Below are 16,437 nucleotides of genomic sequence, written 5' to 3'. Positions count from 1 at the left end.
GTGCGACGTGAGGATGAGCACGGTTGTGCGTGGCCCGATTGATGCGGGTCGCAGTGGCGCGCAGTGCTGCCCTACCCAGTAGTTCGTTCGACGAGCGGTCGGATGCGTCCGATGGAGGGAGCTGCAGATTTATGGGTGTGAAGACCGCGAGTCAGCTCTTCTACGACCCCTACGATGTCGAACTCAACGCTGACCGTATCCGCTGTTTCGGCGACTCCGCGAGGAGGCGCCACTGTCCTACAACGAACAACACAACTTCTTCGCGCTGAGTCGATTCGACGACGTGCATGCGGCGCTGAATGACCATGAGACGTTCAGCTCTGCCCGGGGCAACATTCTCGAGTTGATCAAGGCTGACATGCCGATTCCACCCGGACTTTTTCTTATGGAGGCCCCACCCCTTCACGACATCTATCGCAAGAGTCTTTCTCGCATGTTCACGCCACGCAAAATGCGTGAGGTCGAGGCCACCGCACGGCAATTCTGTGCCGAGAGTCTGGATCCGTTCGTTGGTACCGAGGGGTTTGACTTCGTCGCAAATTTGGGCGCCGAGATGCCGGTGAGAGTCGTGTGCAGGCTGCTCGGAATTCCCGATGAGATGCGGCAGGAGGTCGCCGACCTCGCCGAAGGTCACGTCAACACCGAGCCCGGCGGGGAAATGAAAGCCGCCTCCTCAGGGCTGGAAACCGGGCAGTTGTTTGCCGAGTACCTCGATTGGCGCGCTGAACATCCCTCCGATGACGTTGTGACCGAATTGCTCGGTGTCGAATTCACCGACCTTGACGGCACCACACGGGGATTGACCCGTGAGGAACTACTGATTTGCATCACGCTGGTCGCTGCCGGCGGCGCCGAGACAACGACCCGCTTGATCGGATGGGCGGGCAAGGTTTTGGCCGAGCATCCCGACCAGCGGCGGGAGCTGGTCGCCGATCGCAGCTTGATTAGCGGCGCAATCGAGGAGCTGCTGCGTTTCGAGCCGCCCGCGCCACACATCGCGCGCACGCTCACCCGCGATCTGGAGTACTACGGACAACACGTGCCGACCGGCAGCATCGTGATGTTGCTCGCTGGTGCTGCGAACCGTGACCACCGGCAATTCCCACCCGATGGTGACGTCTTCGACCTTCACCGCAAAGCCGGAGCCCATGTCGGCTTCGGTGTTGGCGTGCATTACTGCCTGGGAGCGTCATTAGCCCGGATGGAGGGACGCGTGGCGCTCGATGAGGTGCTCAACCGCTTCCCCGAGTGGAACATCGACATGTCTAGGGCACGCATGACCACGACATCGACAGTCCGCGGCTGGGAGACTTTGCCAGCCGTCCTAGCGTGAAACGCCGCCCGACGTTTGACCCGATGTCCGTAACCAATCGCGGCACCCTGACTGAACAGCTGCGGACTGAAGAAGGGCTAACCCCCTGAACGTGCTGTTCCAGGGGCTGAAACGGACGAGTTGGCCTGTAAGCCGGATTCTGTTCCGCACCGCCACGGCCTGGCCAACGGCGGCACGGCGGCGACCATCCATCTGGACACACCGTCGCCGGGTGCCTCAAGCGGCCTACCCGCAGGCTCGGGCGAGCAACCCTCAAACGCCTGCGCGGCCGCACTTTCGGTGCGACCTTCTTGGCCTTGCTTCGGGTGGGGTTTACCAAGCCATCCCGGTCACCCGAGATGCTGGTGCGCTCTTACCGCACCTTTTCACCCTTACCACCGCGAGGGTGGCGGTCTGTTTTCTGTGGCACTTTCCCGCGAGTCACCTCGGATTGCCGTTAGCAATCACCCTGCTCTGCGAAGTCCGGACTTTCCTCGACTCGACGCGCGAGCCGCGGCCGCCCGGCCAACTCGTCCGCGACGATCACGGTACCCGATCTTTATCGTGGACACATCAGGCCAGACCAGACGGAAGGACGTCGATGACCCGGTGGGAGACCCGCGTCAGCTCCGGGGACTGGGACGCCATTATCGCGGAGGTCAACGAATTCGGCGGCGCGCTGTTGCCTCGGCTGGTCACCCCCGCCGAGGCGAAGCGGCTCCGCAAGCTCTACGACGACGACACGTTGTTCCGCTCGACCGTCAACATGGCGCCGAAGCGATACGGCGCCGGTCAGTACCGTTACTTCCACGCGCCCTACCCCGAGCCGGTCGAACGACTCAAACAGGCGCTCTATCCGCGCCTGCTCCCCATCGCGCGCGACTGGTGGACCAAACTGGGCCGGCCCACGCCGTGGCCGGACAACCTGGACGATTGGCTGGACACCTGCCATGCCGCCGGCCAGACCAGGTCCACCGCGCTGATCCTCAAATACGGCACCAACGACTGGAATGCGTTGCATCAGGATCTGTACGGCGACTTGGTGTTTCCGCTACAGGTGGTCATCAACCTCAGCGACCCCGACACCGAATACACCGGCGGTGAATTTCTGCTCGTCGAACAACGCTTCCGGGCGCAATCCCGCGGCACCGCAATACAGTTGCCGCATGGGCACGGCTTCGTCTTCACCACCCGCGACCGTCCGGTGCGCACGACTCGGGGATGGTCGGCTTCGCCAGTGCGGCATGGGCTTTCCACCGTCCGGTCCGGTGAACGGTATGCCATGGGCCTGATCTTCCACGACGCGGCATGAAGGTCGTCATTGCCCGTGGCAACGGATCGCTGGGCTGGCGAAACCAGCGGCCGTCACGCCACGTGAAGTGTTGCGAGACTACGGCTTTGGGTTCGAATGTCCGACGCTTGAGGCAGACGCGGTGAGCCACAGCCGTGACAGAACCGCGCGCTCTCCAGCGGAAGGGTGCGGCATGTCCGGCATTCCGAACTGGCCGTCATCCGACCCTCCGCCAATCGCCGCCTACGCGTAGGGCACTTCGGCAACGGCAACCCTGCTGTCGTCGTCTATTCATACCCACGACCTCGACAAACGCTGGTTTCAATCGCCGTGACCTGGCTATTCTCAGACGACCATGGCAGCCGATGCGGACCCTTCCGGTGCTGACGACGCGCACTCACCCAAAGCCGAGCGCAAGCCTCGGCGGTTCCGCACTGCGGTCAAGGCTGGATTCAAGGTTCTCGGCGCGCTGATATCGACCGCGGTGGTGGTGGCCGCCGGCATCGCGTGGACCACGTATCGCAGCGCATCAACCGGCATCACCCGATCCGAGGCGTTGGCCGATGAACCGCCATCGACCGGCAGCGACCAAAACATCCTGATCATCGGGCTCGACAGCCGTCGCGACCAACAGGGCCGCCCCCTGCCCAAGGACCTCTATCAAGCGCTGCATGCCGGCGAGGAGGATGCCGGCGAAGGCGCCGCCGACGCCCTCATCGTGTTGCACCTGCCCGCCGGGACCGGGCCGGCCACGGCGATCTCCATCCCCCGCGACGACTACGTCGACCTGGCGGGATGCCCCGACTCGGTGTGCAAAGGCAAGGTCAAAGAGGCTTACAGCCTCGCCTACCAGCGGGTGCTTAACGGCTACGACTCAGCCGCGTCCAAGGACGAAGGCCCCGCAGCGAAGGAACAACGGGCGCGGGAGGCGGGCCGTAAGGCTCAGATCAGCACCGTCCGGCGTTTGCTGCAAATTCCCATCGACCACTTCATTGAGGTCACCTTGGCCGGGTTCTTCCAGATCGCCCGGGTAGTCGAACCCATCACGGTGTGCCTGACCGAGGACACCTCCGATCGCTACTACTCGGGGGCCCAGTTCAAAAAAGGCATCCAGCAGATCAGCGCCGCACAGGCGGTGTCGTTCGTGCGCCAGCGCCGCGACGGCAACGACACGGTGTTCACAGACCTCGACCGAACGCGACGTCAGCAGGCCTTCATCGTCTCGCTGGTGAATGCGCTGCGCCATGGTGACGCCTTCTCGACCCCGAAGCGGTTGCGGGCGCTGCTGGATGTCGCCAAGCAAAACGTCGCGGTTGACGCGGGGTTTGATTTCGAGGACTTCGTGCGTAATGCGCCTACGATGCTCAATCGACCGATCAGGTTATATACGTTGCCAGTCACCGGGTTTGGTGAACTCGCCAATGGTGCCTACGTCAATTACGTCGACGTGCCGACCATCCGCTCCATTGTGCGCGGCCTGGTAGGCACCGATTCGACTGCGCCGTCCCCGAGCATCACTACTGGCGCGACGACGCAACCAACATACGGTACGCCGCTGGTCGCGAGCACCTTCACACTCGACGTGGTCAACGCCTCGGGCCAGGAAGGAATGGCCGCCAGCCTCCAAAGATCCTTGGCAACAGGGCATCTCACTCCTGGGACGACCAGCACAGCCGAATCCCTCAGCCAGGCGAGCACAATCGTCTATGGACACGGGGCGAAAGCGGCCGCTGAGGACTTGGCCGACGACTTGGACATCAATGCCACAGAATCTGACAGCATCGCACCTAACACCGTGCAGTTGACCGTCGGAGCCGATTACTACAAGTTTTACAACATCATTCGAACGTCGGAACCGACGACTACAACCTCGACGACGCCCGTGTCCACGGTGCCGGCGGCCGGTACCGGCACAAAGGACCCGACGCCGGAGGACCTCACCCAGATGACCGGCGATGCGATTCCCTGTGTGAAATGACATTAGGTGAAATGACAAAGGTGCGTCGCCGATGGCGTGCACAGTTACGGCATGGCGGCGGCCCATTTCATATGGCCCTCAAACCCCAGTGAGGTCGCCATCGCGCGGTAGCGGTCCCGCCAGTCACGGTAGGTGACCCCGTCTCCTCGAGCACGTGCCAGCATCGCGCGAAGGCGCAGCAGCGAGATCTCGTGCACCACGAACCCCGGATCGGTCGGCACTGCCGCCAACCGATCCATCGCATGCTCGGCCTCGTCGAGGTCGCCGTCACCAGCACGTTGCAGCAGTGTCTCCACCAGGACGCTGGTGGCGAGCGCGGTCCAGATGCATCCGCCGAAGTTGAATATGTCGTCGAAGACCGCGCGGGCCAATTCGATGGCGTCCGCGATGTCGCCCGACCGGGCCTCTTCCCGTGCTCTGTGTATGTCCACCAGTGGCATGTTGTTCATTGCGAACCTGTCGCTTGCGGCCCGGTCTCGCATCTTGGCGAGCAGCTCGAAGCCCTGTTCACGTGCCGGGCCATCTTGGTATGCCAAAGCGAGCCCATGAATTCCGCAGGCCAAGTCGAGCGCAAGGTCGTCGCCCGACTGCTCTGCGGACGACAGTATTTCGGCAGTCTCGCGCAGGACCGTCGCATTCGGCAGCAAAACCCCGTACGGGATCGCCGGAACGTACGTGAACCACAGGACGCCAGACATTGTCCCCGGGTCGGTAGCAAGCGCCGGGTCCATCGCAAGCGCCCGGCCGAGGTCCTCTTTCCAGCCCGGAATGCCCAGACACCATCGGGCGAAACCGCGCATGGCGATCGCGGCCGTCAACGGCGACTCGAAGATCAACGCCCCTTTGGCGAAATCTCCCTCTGCCAGGTCGATTACGCGCTGGGCGTATCGAAGCACATCGGCCATTTCGCCGGTCTCGTGCTTGGCGACCATTGCCGCGAAGGCCAGCCCAACGGTCAATGTTGGATCGCCGATCGCCTCCAGCAGCTGGATGAGTTCATCAGCGAGCTTCGATGCCTCCCGGCGACGGGCTTTCATCGTCTGCCATGTCACCAATCCGACCATTCCGATCGCAAGCGATCGCCGATCGTCCACCGCGGCACACAACTCACGCAGCTCCTCAAAGCCGGTGTCGGCGCCGCTGCCACCCGCCCGAAATGCTGTGGCACACAAAAGTGTTCGAGGAGCGATTCGCATGGTCGACCGATCACCGTCGTTGCCGGAAAGCCGATCAGCAACCTGGCGGGCCCGTCGCCAACTCGTCTGCGCGGCACGCACGTCGCGGAAGTTGAACCAGGTTCCAGCGCGCATGTGCCAGTCAAAGGCGGCATGCAAATCCCCCGCCGCCTCGACGTGTTCTGCGATCAGTGCCGCGTTCTCGTCAGCAGAACCACCCGCTTCGATCACTGCCGCGACCCGTTGATGTAATTGCGCACGAACGGATTTGAGCTGCGACTCGTAGGCAACCGCGCGGATCAGCGGGTGACGAAACGCATACTCGGCGTTCGAACCGAACCTGATCTGAGCGACGAGTTCCGCCTCGATCAGCGGTGCCACATCGACATCGCGGATCAGCGCGGCCAGCAGATCGGCATCGAATCGGCCCCCGATGACTGCCGCAGCATTCAGCGTCCGTTTGGCCCTCCCCCCAAGACGGTCGATGCGTGCGCCGATGGTGGCTTGCAGGGTTGCCGGCACGTCGGCGTCCGCGTTGTCACCAGATCGTTGGTAGGAACCCGGCTGGCCTTGCAGCACACCACGTTCGGCCAGATCGCGCACGATCTCCTCTACGAAGAACGGGTTTCCGGCAGCGCGAGCGGCGATTTGCGCAGGTAGTTCGCCCCCCACCGAATCAGCTCCGAGAAGCTCACCCGTCAATGCCAAAGTGTGGGCATCGCTCAACGGCCGCAACGCAATTGTCTGAGTACCGGGGATGTGGTTAAACGCGCCTTGGTATTCCGGACGGTAAGTGATCAGGACCAACGACGGGATCTGTGGCACGACGGCCAGGAAATCTGACAACATCGACTCGCTGATTTCGTCGATCCAGTGCGCATCCTCGATCACGTACACCGCCGCCTCACGGCGGTCCAGTGCTCCGGCATTGACCAGGGCGGTCAACCGCCGGCGCCGTGCGTCGGCGGCGATGTCCGGCAGCGGAGTCGCTACGTCACGAATTCCCATCAGGTCGTCGAGCAGCAGCAGGTCCTCCGGGTCGGCCCCGGGAAACCGGTCGCGGATGCGAGTGCGCGCAATGTCGGCACTGAGTCCGTCGGTTCCCATTGTCGCGCGCAGCATCTGGGCCACCGCGTGGAGCGGGATGTCGCTGGCGTGCGACTCGCAGTAGGTGGCGAACACCGGCACGCCGCGACCGCTCGCCAGCGTGGCGGTCTCACCGACCAACCTGCTCTTGCCGATGCCCGGGGGGCCCACGATCTTGACAATGCAGCCCGACCCGGCGATCGCCTCGTCAAGGATCCCGCCCAGGGTCGTCAGCTCCCAGGTGCGGCCGACTAGTTTCGATTCGCTGCGGCGATGCGGCTGGTGCGCCGCGACGGCCAACAGACGCCTGGCGATCAGCCTGCTCCCGCCTTTGACCTGAACCAGTTCCGGCTCGCTCAGCACGACGGCGTCACCCACCAAGTTGGCTGTCGAATCGCTCAGCATGACCCCATTTGGTGGTGCCACGGACTCCATCCGCTGAGCCATACCGACTTGCTCACCGATGGCGGTGTAGCCCAGCGCCGCTGGACCGATCTCGCCGGCGATCACCTGTCCGGAATTGAGTCCGACCCTCAATCTCAGGTCCACGCCGTCAAGCGCTCGGACATCGACAGCCAGACGCTGCGTCGCTTCCTGAAGGTCCAATGACGCCAGACAGGCACGAATCGCATGGTCTTCCAACGCTATTGGCGCACCGAACACGGCCATGATGCCGTCGCCGGTGAACTTGTCCACCGTGCCGCCGTAGCGTTGCACGACCGTCACCGCGCGGTCGATCAGGTCGGCCATGATCTCTCGCAGCCGCTCGGCCCCCAACGCCGCGGCAATCTCCATCGATTGAACAACGTCGGCGAACAACACCGTCACCTGCTTGTACTCGGCGGAGCGAGTCGCGGATGCGACCGGGGTGCCGCACTCACTGCAGAATTTGGCTGTCCCGGCCAATTGGTGGCCGCACGAGCCACAGGACAGCACCGCCTCGGTCGGTCCGCCGCGACCGTCGCCGTCGTCCACACAAGTATGGTGTCACGTCCGACCACCGGTAACCCCACGACGAGCGCCCGTGTTTGTACGCAGACACGCCGTGCAGAGCGGCATTTTGGGCACGCTCGCGGCCCCGGCCGGGGAGAAAAACCGCTACAGATAGCCCGTCTGGTTCACCAGCCGCACCGACGAGGCGCCGTCGGGGTAGAACTCGGCGATGCTCAACGACGCCAGGTCAAGATGCAGCCGGTACAGGATGCCCGGGCCGGCGTCCAGGGCCATGCGCAGCAGCATCTTGATCGGCGTGACATGGGAAACCACCAGCACGGTCTCGCCCGGGTACCTCGTGATGACCCGATCGCGCGCCCGAAGCACCCGCTGGTGTACCGAGTCGAAGCTCTCGCCGCCCGGCGGCGCCGCGCTGGTGTCTTGCAGCCATCGCCGATGCAGTTCGGGATCGCGCGCGGCGGCCTCGGCGAACGTCAAACCTTCCCAGGCACCGAAATCCGTTTCGATGAAATCCTCGTCGACGGTCAAGTCCACGCCCAGCGCTCGGGCCGCCGTCGTCGCGGTGTCGCAGGCGCGCTGCAGCGGTGACGAGATGACCGTCGCTATGCCTCCGCGCTGGGCCAGATATCTGGCCGCCAAACCGGCTTGGCGCCAACCGACTTCGTTCAACGCCGGGTCGCCACGCCCGGAATAGCGGCGCTGCGCCGACAATTCCGTCTGCCCGTGGCGTAACAACAGCAGCCGAGTGGGCGTGCCGCGCGCGCCGGTCCAGCCAGGGCTCGACGTACCTTCCGACGGTGGCGCCTTGACCGATTCGCCAACGGAACCGCCCGAACCGACCGGATCGGTCGCGCTGGCGGACCCGGCCGGCCCCACCGGCACCGCCGACGAGGCGCTGTTGTCGCCCCCGGGGTTGGCGCGGTCCGCGGCGTCCATCGCCTCGTTTGCCAGCCGATCGGCTCGGGCATTGCGTTCCCGCGGCACCCACTCGTAGGTGATACGGCGGAACTGGGACGCCAGCGCTTTCGCCTGAGCGTGCAGTTCAACCAGATCGGGGTGCTTGACCTTCCACCGCCCCGACATCTGCTCCACCACCAACTTGGAGTCCATCAAGACCGTGGCTTCGGTCGCGCCCATTTTCACCGCGTCGTCCAAACCGGCGATCAGGCCGCGGTATTCGGCGACGTTGTTGGTCGCCCGGCCGATGGCGCCCTTGCTCTCCGCCAGCACAGTCGACCGGTCCGCGGTCAAGACCACCGCCCCGTAGCCGGCCGGCCCAGGGTTGCCCCTCGAGCCGCCGTCGGCTTCGATGACTACCTTCACTGATCGAAGCCCTTGACCCGCAACAAGATCGCGCTGCATTCGGGGCAGCGCACCACCTCGTCCTCGGCGGCCGCCGTGATGCGGGCCAACTCGCCTTTACCGATCTCGATGCGGCACGCCCCACATCGATGCCCAAGCAGTTGGCCGGCACCAGGCCCGCCCCGGGCACGCTGACGTTCGTAAGCGGCGGACAGTTCCGGATTCAACGACGCGGCCAGCGCATCACGTCGCGCGGAAAACTCACTTCGGGCCTGCTCGATCTCGAGCAGTGCGGCGTCGAGCGCCTGCTGCGCATCGGCCAGGTCACCCTGCAAGGCCTCGATCGCCCTCGACTCGACAGTCTCCTGAGCTTGCAGTTCCTCGCGCCGTTCCATCACCTCCAGCAGCGAATCTTCCAGGCTGGCCTGGCGACGCTGCAGCGTCTCCAGTTCGTGCTGCAGATCGGCCTGGTGCTTGGCGTCGGTAGCTCCGGACGCAAGCAGCGCACGGTCGCGCTCTTCGCGCTGGCGCACGGCGTCGATCTCCGACTCAAAGCGCCGCACCTCGGCGTCCAGATCCTCCACCGCGATGCGCACGGCGGCTAGTCGGTCACTGGCCGCGGTGTGCTCGGCCTGCACCTTGTCGTAGGCCTCGCGCTGCGGCAAATGCTTTGTGCGATGGGCGATCCGGGACAGCTCAGCATCCAACTTCGCCAACTCCAGTAGCGAGCGCTGCTGTGCCACTTCGGCTTTCATAACTGATCGCTCCCAGCCGTCTTTTCCAGTCCGGTATTCACGTTCCAAGGGTCGGTGCGGATGGTCGACACCCGCACCGTCAGCGCCGAGCCGAACCGGGCCGCCAGCACACCTGCCGCCTGGTCACACCACGGAAACTCGCTCGCCCAATGCGCGACGTCGATCAACGCTACTTGCGAGGCCCGCCGATGCTCATCGGCAGGATGATGCCGCAGGTCCGCCGTGACGTAGGCCTGCACATCCGCCGCGGCCACGGTGCGCAGCAAGGAATCCCCTGCTCCCCCGCACACCGCTACCCGAGACACCGGCAAGTCCGGATCCCCGGCCGCGCGCACCCCCCAAGAGGTCTGCGGCAATGCGGCTTCGACACGAGAGACAAAGGCGTGCAGCGGTTCCGGCTGTGGCAATGCCGCGATGCGGCCCAACCCGGCGTCGCTCGGTGGCGCGACCAACGCGAATATGTCGAAGGCGGGCTCCTCGTAAGGGTGAGCGGCACGCATCGCCGCCAACACCGCACCGCGCGCGCGTGCGGGCGCAACCACCTCGACCCGGTCCTCGGGGACGTGTTCGATGGCGCCGACGCTGCCGATGGCCGGCGACGCCCCTTCATGCGGCAGGAACTGCCCGATGCCCGAGACGCTCCAGCTGCAGTGCGAGTAGTCGCCAATATGTCCGGCGCCGGCCTCGAAGACCGCCTCCCGCACCGCTTCTGCGTTCTCTGTCGGCACGTAGATGACCCACTTGTCCATGTCGGCGGCGGGCGGCGCCGGCTCGAGCACCGCCTCGACGGTCAAACCCAAGGCGTGGGCGAGCGCGTCGGACACCCCGGGTGATGCCGAATCGGCGTTCGTATGCGCGGTGAACAGCGAACGCCCGCTCCGGATCAGGCGGTGCACCAACGAGCCCTTGGGTGTGCTGACCGCGACGGTATCGACACCGCGCAGCAGCAACGGATGATGGGCCAGCAACAGGCCGCCGTCGGGAACTTCGTCGACGACCTCGGCCGTCGCGTCCACCGCGATCGTCACCGAAGACAGAACATCGTCGGGGTCACCACAAACCAAGCCCACCGAATCCCACGATTCGGCCAGTCGCGGCGGGTAAGCCTCGTCCAGTACATCGATCACGTCGCGCAACCGCACGGTCACGACAACACCTCCGCGATCGTCTCCGTCAGCAGTGGCCACTCCTCGCGCACCGCCGCGCGCAGATAACCTTCGTCCAGACCGATGAACGTGTCGCAGCGTCGCACCGCAATGTCCTTGTACTGTAGCCGTTTTCGGATCAAATCGACATCCCGCACGCGGAACAGAACAAACGGTGCCCGACCGTCGACCACAGTGGCGCCCACCGATTCCAGGCCCGCCACCATCTCCGCGCGCAGCGCCGTCAACCGCGCGGCATCGGTCGCCGCTTCGGCAACGGCCTGCGGCGTGCAGCACGCCGCGATCGCGGTCAATTGCAGGGTGCCCACCGGCCAGTGCGCGCGCCGCGCGGTCAACTGGGCGAGGATGTTCGGGGCGCCCAGGGCGTAGCCCACCCGCAACCCGGCCAGCGCCCACGTCTTGGTCAGACTGCGCAGCACCAGCACGTCGGGCAGCGATTCGCCGGCGAGAGACTCGGGTTCGCCAGGTATCGAGTCGGCAAACGCCTCGTCGACCACCAGGGTGCGGCCGGGACGACGCAACGCCAGCACCTCGGCGCGCGTGTGCAGCACCGAGGTCGGGTTGGTCGGATTGCCCACGACGACGAGGTCCGCGTCATCGGGCACCCGCGCAGACTCCAGCCGGAACGGCGGCGCCAAGACGACGTGGCACACCGGAATTCCCGCCGCCGCCAAAGCCACGGCCGGCTCGGTGAACGAGGGCGCGATGACGGCGGCCCGCACCGGCCGCAAATTACTCAACAGCGCAAAGCCTTCAGCAGCGCCCGCCAGCGGCAACACTTCGTCGCGCGATCGTTGATGGCGGGCGGCGACCACGTCCTGCGCGAGCTGCACGTCCGCGATGCTCGGATAGCTGGCCAGGTCGGGCAGGCGCTCGGCGAGCCGCTCTACCAACCATGACGGCGGCTGCCGATGACGGACGTTGACAGCAAAATCGAGCATGCCAGGGGCGACGGCCTGGTCGCCGTGATAGTGGGCCGCCGAAAGCGGGCTCAAGTCGAGACTCGCCATCCGTGGAACACTATCGCGCCGCCGGATGCGACGAGTATTCGGAGCGTCGCAAACCCGTGCCGTCCGCCGAGGTACGCGCAGCGCCAGTGCCTGCCGGTTTGTCCGGCAGCGTCATCACCGACAATGGAAGCGTGACAGGCTCTATCCCGGCCGGGGCTGCCGAAACCGTCCCGGGCGACGCAGGCAAACCGCAGCTGGTGATCTTCGACCTCGACGGCACTCTCACCGACTCCGCCGAGGGGATCGTCGCCAGCTTCGTGCATGCCCTGGCCCACGTGGGCGCCGACGTACCCGACGGCGATCTGGTCGCCCAGATAGTCGGCCCACCCATGGACGAGACATTCCGATCGCTGGACCTCGACGGCCGTGCCGACGAGGCGTTCGCCGCCTTCCGCGCCGAGTACGGCAGCCGAGGTTGGGCGATGAACAGCCTGTTCGATGGGATCGAGCCGCTGCTGGCCGACCTGCGCGATGCTGGTGTCCGCTTGGCCGTAGCCACCTCCAAGTTGGAGCCGACCGCCCGGCGCATCCTCGCCCACTTCGGCCTCGACCACCATTTCGAGGTCATCGCCGGCGCTTGCCCGGACGGCACACGCCGCAGCAAGACCGAGGTGCTGGCCCACGCGCTCGAGCAGCTCCAACCCATTCCGGAGCGGGTGCTCATGGTCGGCGACCGCCGCCACGACGTGCACGGGGCGGCGGCCCATGGCATCGACACCGTGGTGGTCGGCTGGGGTTATGGACGGGCCGACTTCGCCGACCCCGACACCGGTGATGCCGCACCAACCGTCGGCGTGACACACGCGGCGACGATCGAAGAACTCCGGAGGGCGCTGGGTGTCTGAGCGGGCCGAGCTGCATGTCACGTTCGTCTGCACCGGGAACATCTGCCGTTCGCCGATGGCCGAAAAGATGTTCGCCCACCAGCTGAAACAGCGCGGCCTGGCGGACAAGGTGCGGGTGACCAGCGCGGGCACCGGCAACTGGCACGTCGGCAGCTGCGCTGACGAACGGGCGAACCGGGTCCTGCGCGCGCACGGTTACCCCACCGAGCACCGAGCGGCGCAAGTCAACGACGACCACTTGGCGGCCGACCTGGTGGTCGCTTTAGGGCGTAACCACCTGCGGATGCTGCGCCAGCTCGGCGTGGCCGACGACCGGGTTCGGATGCTGCGGTCGTTCGATCCGCGATCCGGGGCGCACGCGCTCGACGTCGATGACCCGTACTACGGCGACCCAGAGGACTTCGAGGCGGTCTTTGAGGTCATCGAAGCCGCCCTGCCCGGCCTGCACGACTGGGTTGACGAGCAACTGGCGCGGAACGGCTACACCTGATGCTTCGCTTCTTGCGACGCTTGTCTTTCTTGCTGAGACCCGGGTGGCTCGCGCTGATGCTGGTGATCATCGCGTTCACTTACCTGTGTTTCATGGTGCTCGCGCCGTGGCAGCTGGGTAAGAACACCAAGACATCTCGGGCAAACAGCCAGATTCAGCAATCCATTTCCACCCCGCCCGTCCCGTTGAAAGAGCTACTGCCGCAACAGGATTCCTCTGCGTCCAACGCTGAGTGGCGGCGGGTGACAGCGACTGGCCACTACCTGGCCGACGTACAAGTGCTCGCCCGGCTGCGCGTCGTGGAGGGCGAGCAAGCATTCGAAGTGCTGGCACCGTTCGTCGTGGACGGCGGACCAACCGTCCTGGTCAACCGCGGCTATGTGCGTCCGGAGGCGGGTTCGCACGTGCCGCAGTTCCCCCGGCCACCGGAGCAGACCGTCACCATCACCGCGCGGTTACGCGACTCCGAGCCGACGATGCCCGACAAGGAGCCCTTCACCAGAGACGGTTTCCTGCAGGTGTATTCGATCAGCACCGAGCAAGTGTCGAAGCTGACTGGCGTGCCGTTGGCCGGGTCATACCTGCAACTGGTCGAGGACCAGCCGGGTGGACTGGGCGTGATCGGCTTGCCGCACCTGGATCCCGGACCGTTCTTGTCCTACGGCATCCAGTGGATCTCGTTCGGCATCTTGGCGCCGATCGGTCTGGCCTATTTCACCTACGCCGAGATTCGTGCCCGACGCCGGGAAAAGCAGGCGACGGTTACAGAAGAGCCGGCGCCGCCGGTGACGGTCGAGGACAAACTCGCCGACCGCTACGGCCGACGGCGCTAAGCCCTACCAGCACAGCGGCTGCAGCCTGCACGGTCCGCGACAACCGCACCGCGCGCCGCAGGTCGGCCACAGCCGGCGGGCGGCCATCGCCCAGGGCAGGGCGAATCTGCAGTTCATGGCGGTATTGGGTGGGTCCGCCTAATCGCACACCGAGCGCGCCGGCGAAGGCCGCCTCGACCACTCCGGCGTTGGGGCTGGGATGCCGGGATGCGTCCCGTCGCCAGGCCCGCACCGCACCCGAGGGCGATCCACCGACGACGGGCGCGCACAGCACCACCAACGCCGCGGTCGCCCGCGCGCCGACGTAGTTGGCCAGGTCGTCCAAGCGCGCCGCGGCCCAGCCGAAGCGGAGATAGCGGGGTGAACGATGGCCGATCATCGCGTCCAACGTGTTGACGGCCCGATACCCGAGCACGGCCGGAATGCCGCCGCGCGCCGCCCACAGCAACGGAGCAACCTGGGCGTCGGAGGTATTTTCCGCCACCGATTCCAACGCCGCACGGGCCAGGCCCGCTTCGTCCAGCGTTTCCGGATTCCGACCGCACAGTGACGGCAGCAGTCGCCGGGCGGCCTCGACATCGCCGCGCTCCAGCAGGTCAGACATCTGCAGGCCGGTGCGCGCCAGTGTGGTCCCACCCAGGCAGGTCCAGGTGGCCGCCCCGGTGACCGGTACCGACCAACGCCGGCCCCCGCCTCGTTGCACCGCCGCCCCTAGCGTGGTGACAGCGCCGACCAGCAAACCGACATGCAGAGCGCCGGCGACCCGACTGTCGCGATAGCTGATTTGTTCGAATTTCGCGGCCGCCTGGCCGAACAACGCGACCGGATGACCTTGTTTTGGATCACCGAGCGCCAAATCGGCCAGATAACCGGCCAGAACGCCGACGAACCGGGCTTGCGACGCCAACACTCGGGCAGCGTCTCACACGCGCGGATCGGTCAGATCAGGTGACGAACAGAATGAAGAGCACGATGACCACGACCGCCTGAGCCGTCACAAAGCACCACCACCCGATCTGGGCGCGGTCGAACGACAGCGCCTCCGATGGGAGGTCGTCCGCTATGGGACGTGCGTCGCCAGGCGACGAATCGATAAGCATGTGTCGAAGGTAACCGGTTTCTAGTCGTTCTAATCACTCGCGCGGGTGTGATCTCTTCGCGGCGGCCCCTCATACGTGATGTACTCGACCCATGGAGCAGGATCCGCAATGAAGCGACCCGCGACCAGGGTTGCCGACCTTTTGAACCCGGCGGCGGCGTTATTACCGGCCGCGAACGTCATCATGCAGTTGTCGCTACCGGGCGTCGGCTATGGCGTCCTGGAAAGCCCGGTGGACAGCGGCAACGTTTACAAGCACCCGTTCAAGCGGGCCCGTACCACCGGTACCTACCTGGCGGTGGCGACCATCGGGACCGAGGCCGACCGCAAGCTCATGCGTGCCGCCGTCGACGTCGCACACCGGCAGGTCCGGTCGACGGCGAAGAGCCCCGTTTCCTACAACGCCTTCGACCCCAAGCTGCAGCTCTGGGTGGCCGCGTGCCTGTACCGCTACTACATCGACCAACACGAGTTCCTGCACGGACCACTCGACGACGCCACCGCGGACGCCGTCTATCGCGATGCCAAGCGATTGGGGACCACGCTGCAGGTGCCCGAGCGGATGTGGCCGCCGGACCGGGTCGCGTTCGACGAGTACTGGAAGCGCACGTTGGACGAGTTGCGGATCGATCCGCCGGTTCGCGAACACCTGTACGGCGTGGCCTCGGTGGCGTTCCTGCCGCTGCCGCTGCGCCTCCTGGCGGGCCGCTTCAATTTGTTTGCGACGACGGGATTCCTGGCGCCTGAGTTCCGGGCGCTGATGAAGCTGGACTGGACCGAGGCCCAGCAACGCCGTTTCGAGTGGCTGCTGACCGCGCTGCGGGTGGCCGACCGGTTACTCCCCAACCAGGTCTGGGTCTTCGGCTATCAGCTTTATCTGTGGGACATGCGGTTGCGCGCAAAGCGCGGGCGCAGGGTCGTCTAGTTTGCCCCTGTCGCCGACCGTGCGCCCTACGGCCCCAAAACGACACCCCGCGGTACTTAAGCCACACATTCGACGCCAGCGTCGACCGACACCCCCACACACCCACCGCCGACCGTGGGGCCTACGGCCCCTAAACGGCTGCGGTTTCAAGCCATCGATGCAACACCTCTTTGAGTGAGGAGTGTTGTGATGCCCCATCGTGCGATTCAGCCTTCG

The 16,437-nt window shown here is 65.5% G+C and carries 13 protein-coding genes, 1 other RNA gene and 1 pseudogene; 7 read left to right on the top strand and 8 right to left on the bottom strand.

Annotated features, from left to right (window positions below):
- Window positions 1–131: 131 nt before the first annotated feature.
- Window positions 132–1,333 (top strand): annotated as a pseudogene (locus BST27_RS13550) (cytochrome P450).
- Window positions 1,334–1,445: 112 nt separating this feature from the next.
- Here BST27_RS13550 and rnpB read toward each other — a convergent pair.
- Window positions 1,446–1,845: RNase P RNA component class A (gene rnpB / locus BST27_RS13545), an RNA gene on the bottom strand.
- 68 nt (window positions 1,846–1,913) lie between these two features.
- Between rnpB and BST27_RS13540 the strand changes: the two genes are divergently transcribed.
- Both BST27_RS13540 and BST27_RS13535 read left to right on the top strand, forming a co-directional pair.
- Entirely contained in the window at window positions 1,914–2,624 is a 711-nt protein-coding gene (locus BST27_RS13540; protein WP_069420018.1) for a 2OG-Fe(II) oxygenase, read from the top strand.
- A gap of 334 nt (window positions 2,625–2,958) precedes the next feature.
- Window positions 2,959–4,581, top strand: a complete 1,623-nt coding sequence (locus tag BST27_RS13535; protein WP_069420017.1) for an LCP family protein — start codon at window positions 2,959–2,961, stop codon at window positions 4,579–4,581.
- A gap of 44 nt (window positions 4,582–4,625) precedes the next feature.
- On the opposite strand, the gene BST27_RS13530 is transcribed toward BST27_RS13535, so the two are convergent.
- The 5 genes from BST27_RS13530 to cobC all read right to left on the bottom strand — a co-directional run bounded on the left by BST27_RS13530 (window position 4,626) and on the right by cobC (window position 12,029).
- Window positions 4,626–7,817, bottom strand: a complete 3,192-nt coding sequence (locus BST27_RS13530; protein WP_232007313.1) for an adenylate/guanylate cyclase domain-containing protein — start codon at window positions 7,815–7,817, stop codon at window positions 4,626–4,628.
- Between the two features lie 123 nt (window positions 7,818–7,940).
- The gene (locus BST27_RS13525; protein WP_069420016.1) at window positions 7,941–9,119 is read right to left on the bottom strand and encodes a bifunctional RNase H/acid phosphatase; all 1,179 of its coding nucleotides are present in this window, start codon (window positions 9,117–9,119) and stop codon (window positions 7,941–7,943) included.
- Window positions 9,116–9,853, bottom strand: coding sequence for a zinc ribbon domain-containing protein (locus tag BST27_RS13520; RefSeq protein ID WP_069420015.1), 738 nt, complete (start codon window positions 9,851–9,853; stop codon window positions 9,116–9,118). Before BST27_RS13520 ends, BST27_RS13525 begins: the two co-directional genes overlap by 4 nt.
- Window positions 9,850–11,001 (bottom strand): Nif3-like dinuclear metal center hexameric protein, encoded by a 1,152-nt coding sequence (locus BST27_RS13515; protein WP_069420014.1) that lies wholly within the window; start codon window positions 10,999–11,001, stop codon window positions 9,850–9,852. The genes BST27_RS13520 and BST27_RS13515 overlap by 4 nt, the downstream gene beginning before the upstream one ends.
- Window positions 10,998–12,029 carry an Rv2231c family histidinol phosphate aminotransferase CobC gene (cobC, locus tag BST27_RS13510; RefSeq protein ID WP_069420013.1) on the bottom strand — a complete coding sequence of 344 codons (1,032 nt, stop codon included), beginning with the start codon at window positions 12,027–12,029 and terminating at the stop codon, window positions 10,998–11,000. Before cobC ends, BST27_RS13515 begins: the two co-directional genes overlap by 4 nt.
- A gap of 197 nt (window positions 12,030–12,226) precedes the next feature.
- On the opposite strand from cobC, the gene BST27_RS13505 reads away from it, so the two are divergent.
- The 3 genes from BST27_RS13505 to BST27_RS13495 are packed head-to-tail and all read left to right on the top strand — an operon-like array spanning window position 12,227 to window position 14,197.
- A complete protein-coding gene (locus BST27_RS13505; protein WP_069420073.1) occupies window positions 12,227–12,874 on the top strand; it encodes an HAD-IA family hydrolase in 648 nt (215 codons plus the stop codon).
- The gene (locus BST27_RS13500; RefSeq protein ID WP_069420012.1) at window positions 12,867–13,364 is read left to right on the top strand and encodes a low molecular weight protein-tyrosine-phosphatase; all 498 of its coding nucleotides are present in this window, start codon (window positions 12,867–12,869) and stop codon (window positions 13,362–13,364) included. The genes BST27_RS13505 and BST27_RS13500 overlap by 8 nt, the downstream gene beginning before the upstream one ends.
- Before the next feature lie 11 nt (window positions 13,365–13,375).
- Window positions 13,376–14,197 carry an SURF1 family cytochrome oxidase biogenesis protein gene (locus BST27_RS13495; protein ID WP_069420072.1) on the top strand — a complete coding sequence of 274 codons (822 nt, stop codon included), beginning with the start codon at window positions 13,376–13,378 and terminating at the stop codon, window positions 14,195–14,197.
- Here the strand turns inward: BST27_RS13495 and BST27_RS13490 are convergent.
- Window positions 14,127–15,107: a cobalamin biosynthesis protein gene (locus tag BST27_RS13490; protein ID WP_069420011.1), complete on the bottom strand. Its 981-nt coding sequence runs from the start codon at window positions 15,105–15,107 to the stop codon at window positions 14,127–14,129. The two genes, BST27_RS13495 and BST27_RS13490, sit on opposite strands and share 71 nt — an antisense overlap.
- Before the next feature lie 34 nt (window positions 15,108–15,141).
- Window positions 15,142–15,297: a hypothetical protein gene (locus BST27_RS32410; protein ID WP_156789274.1), complete on the bottom strand. Its 156-nt coding sequence runs from the start codon at window positions 15,295–15,297 to the stop codon at window positions 15,142–15,144.
- Window positions 15,298–15,405: 108 nt separating this feature from the next.
- Here BST27_RS32410 and BST27_RS13485 point away from each other — a divergent pair, with 108 nt between their 5' ends.
- Window positions 15,406–16,221 (top strand): oxygenase MpaB family protein, encoded by an 816-nt coding sequence (locus BST27_RS13485; RefSeq protein ID WP_069420010.1) that lies wholly within the window; start codon window positions 15,406–15,408, stop codon window positions 16,219–16,221.
- Window positions 16,222–16,437 lie beyond the last annotated feature (216 nt).

Origin of the sequence: Mycobacterium intermedium, from assembly GCF_002086275.1 — a bacterium.
Classification (GTDB): Bacteria; Actinomycetota; Actinomycetes; order Mycobacteriales; family Mycobacteriaceae; genus Mycobacterium; species Mycobacterium intermedium.
The sequence above is the reverse complement of the archived record's forward strand: the minus strand, read 5'-3'. Positions and strand labels throughout refer to the sequence as shown.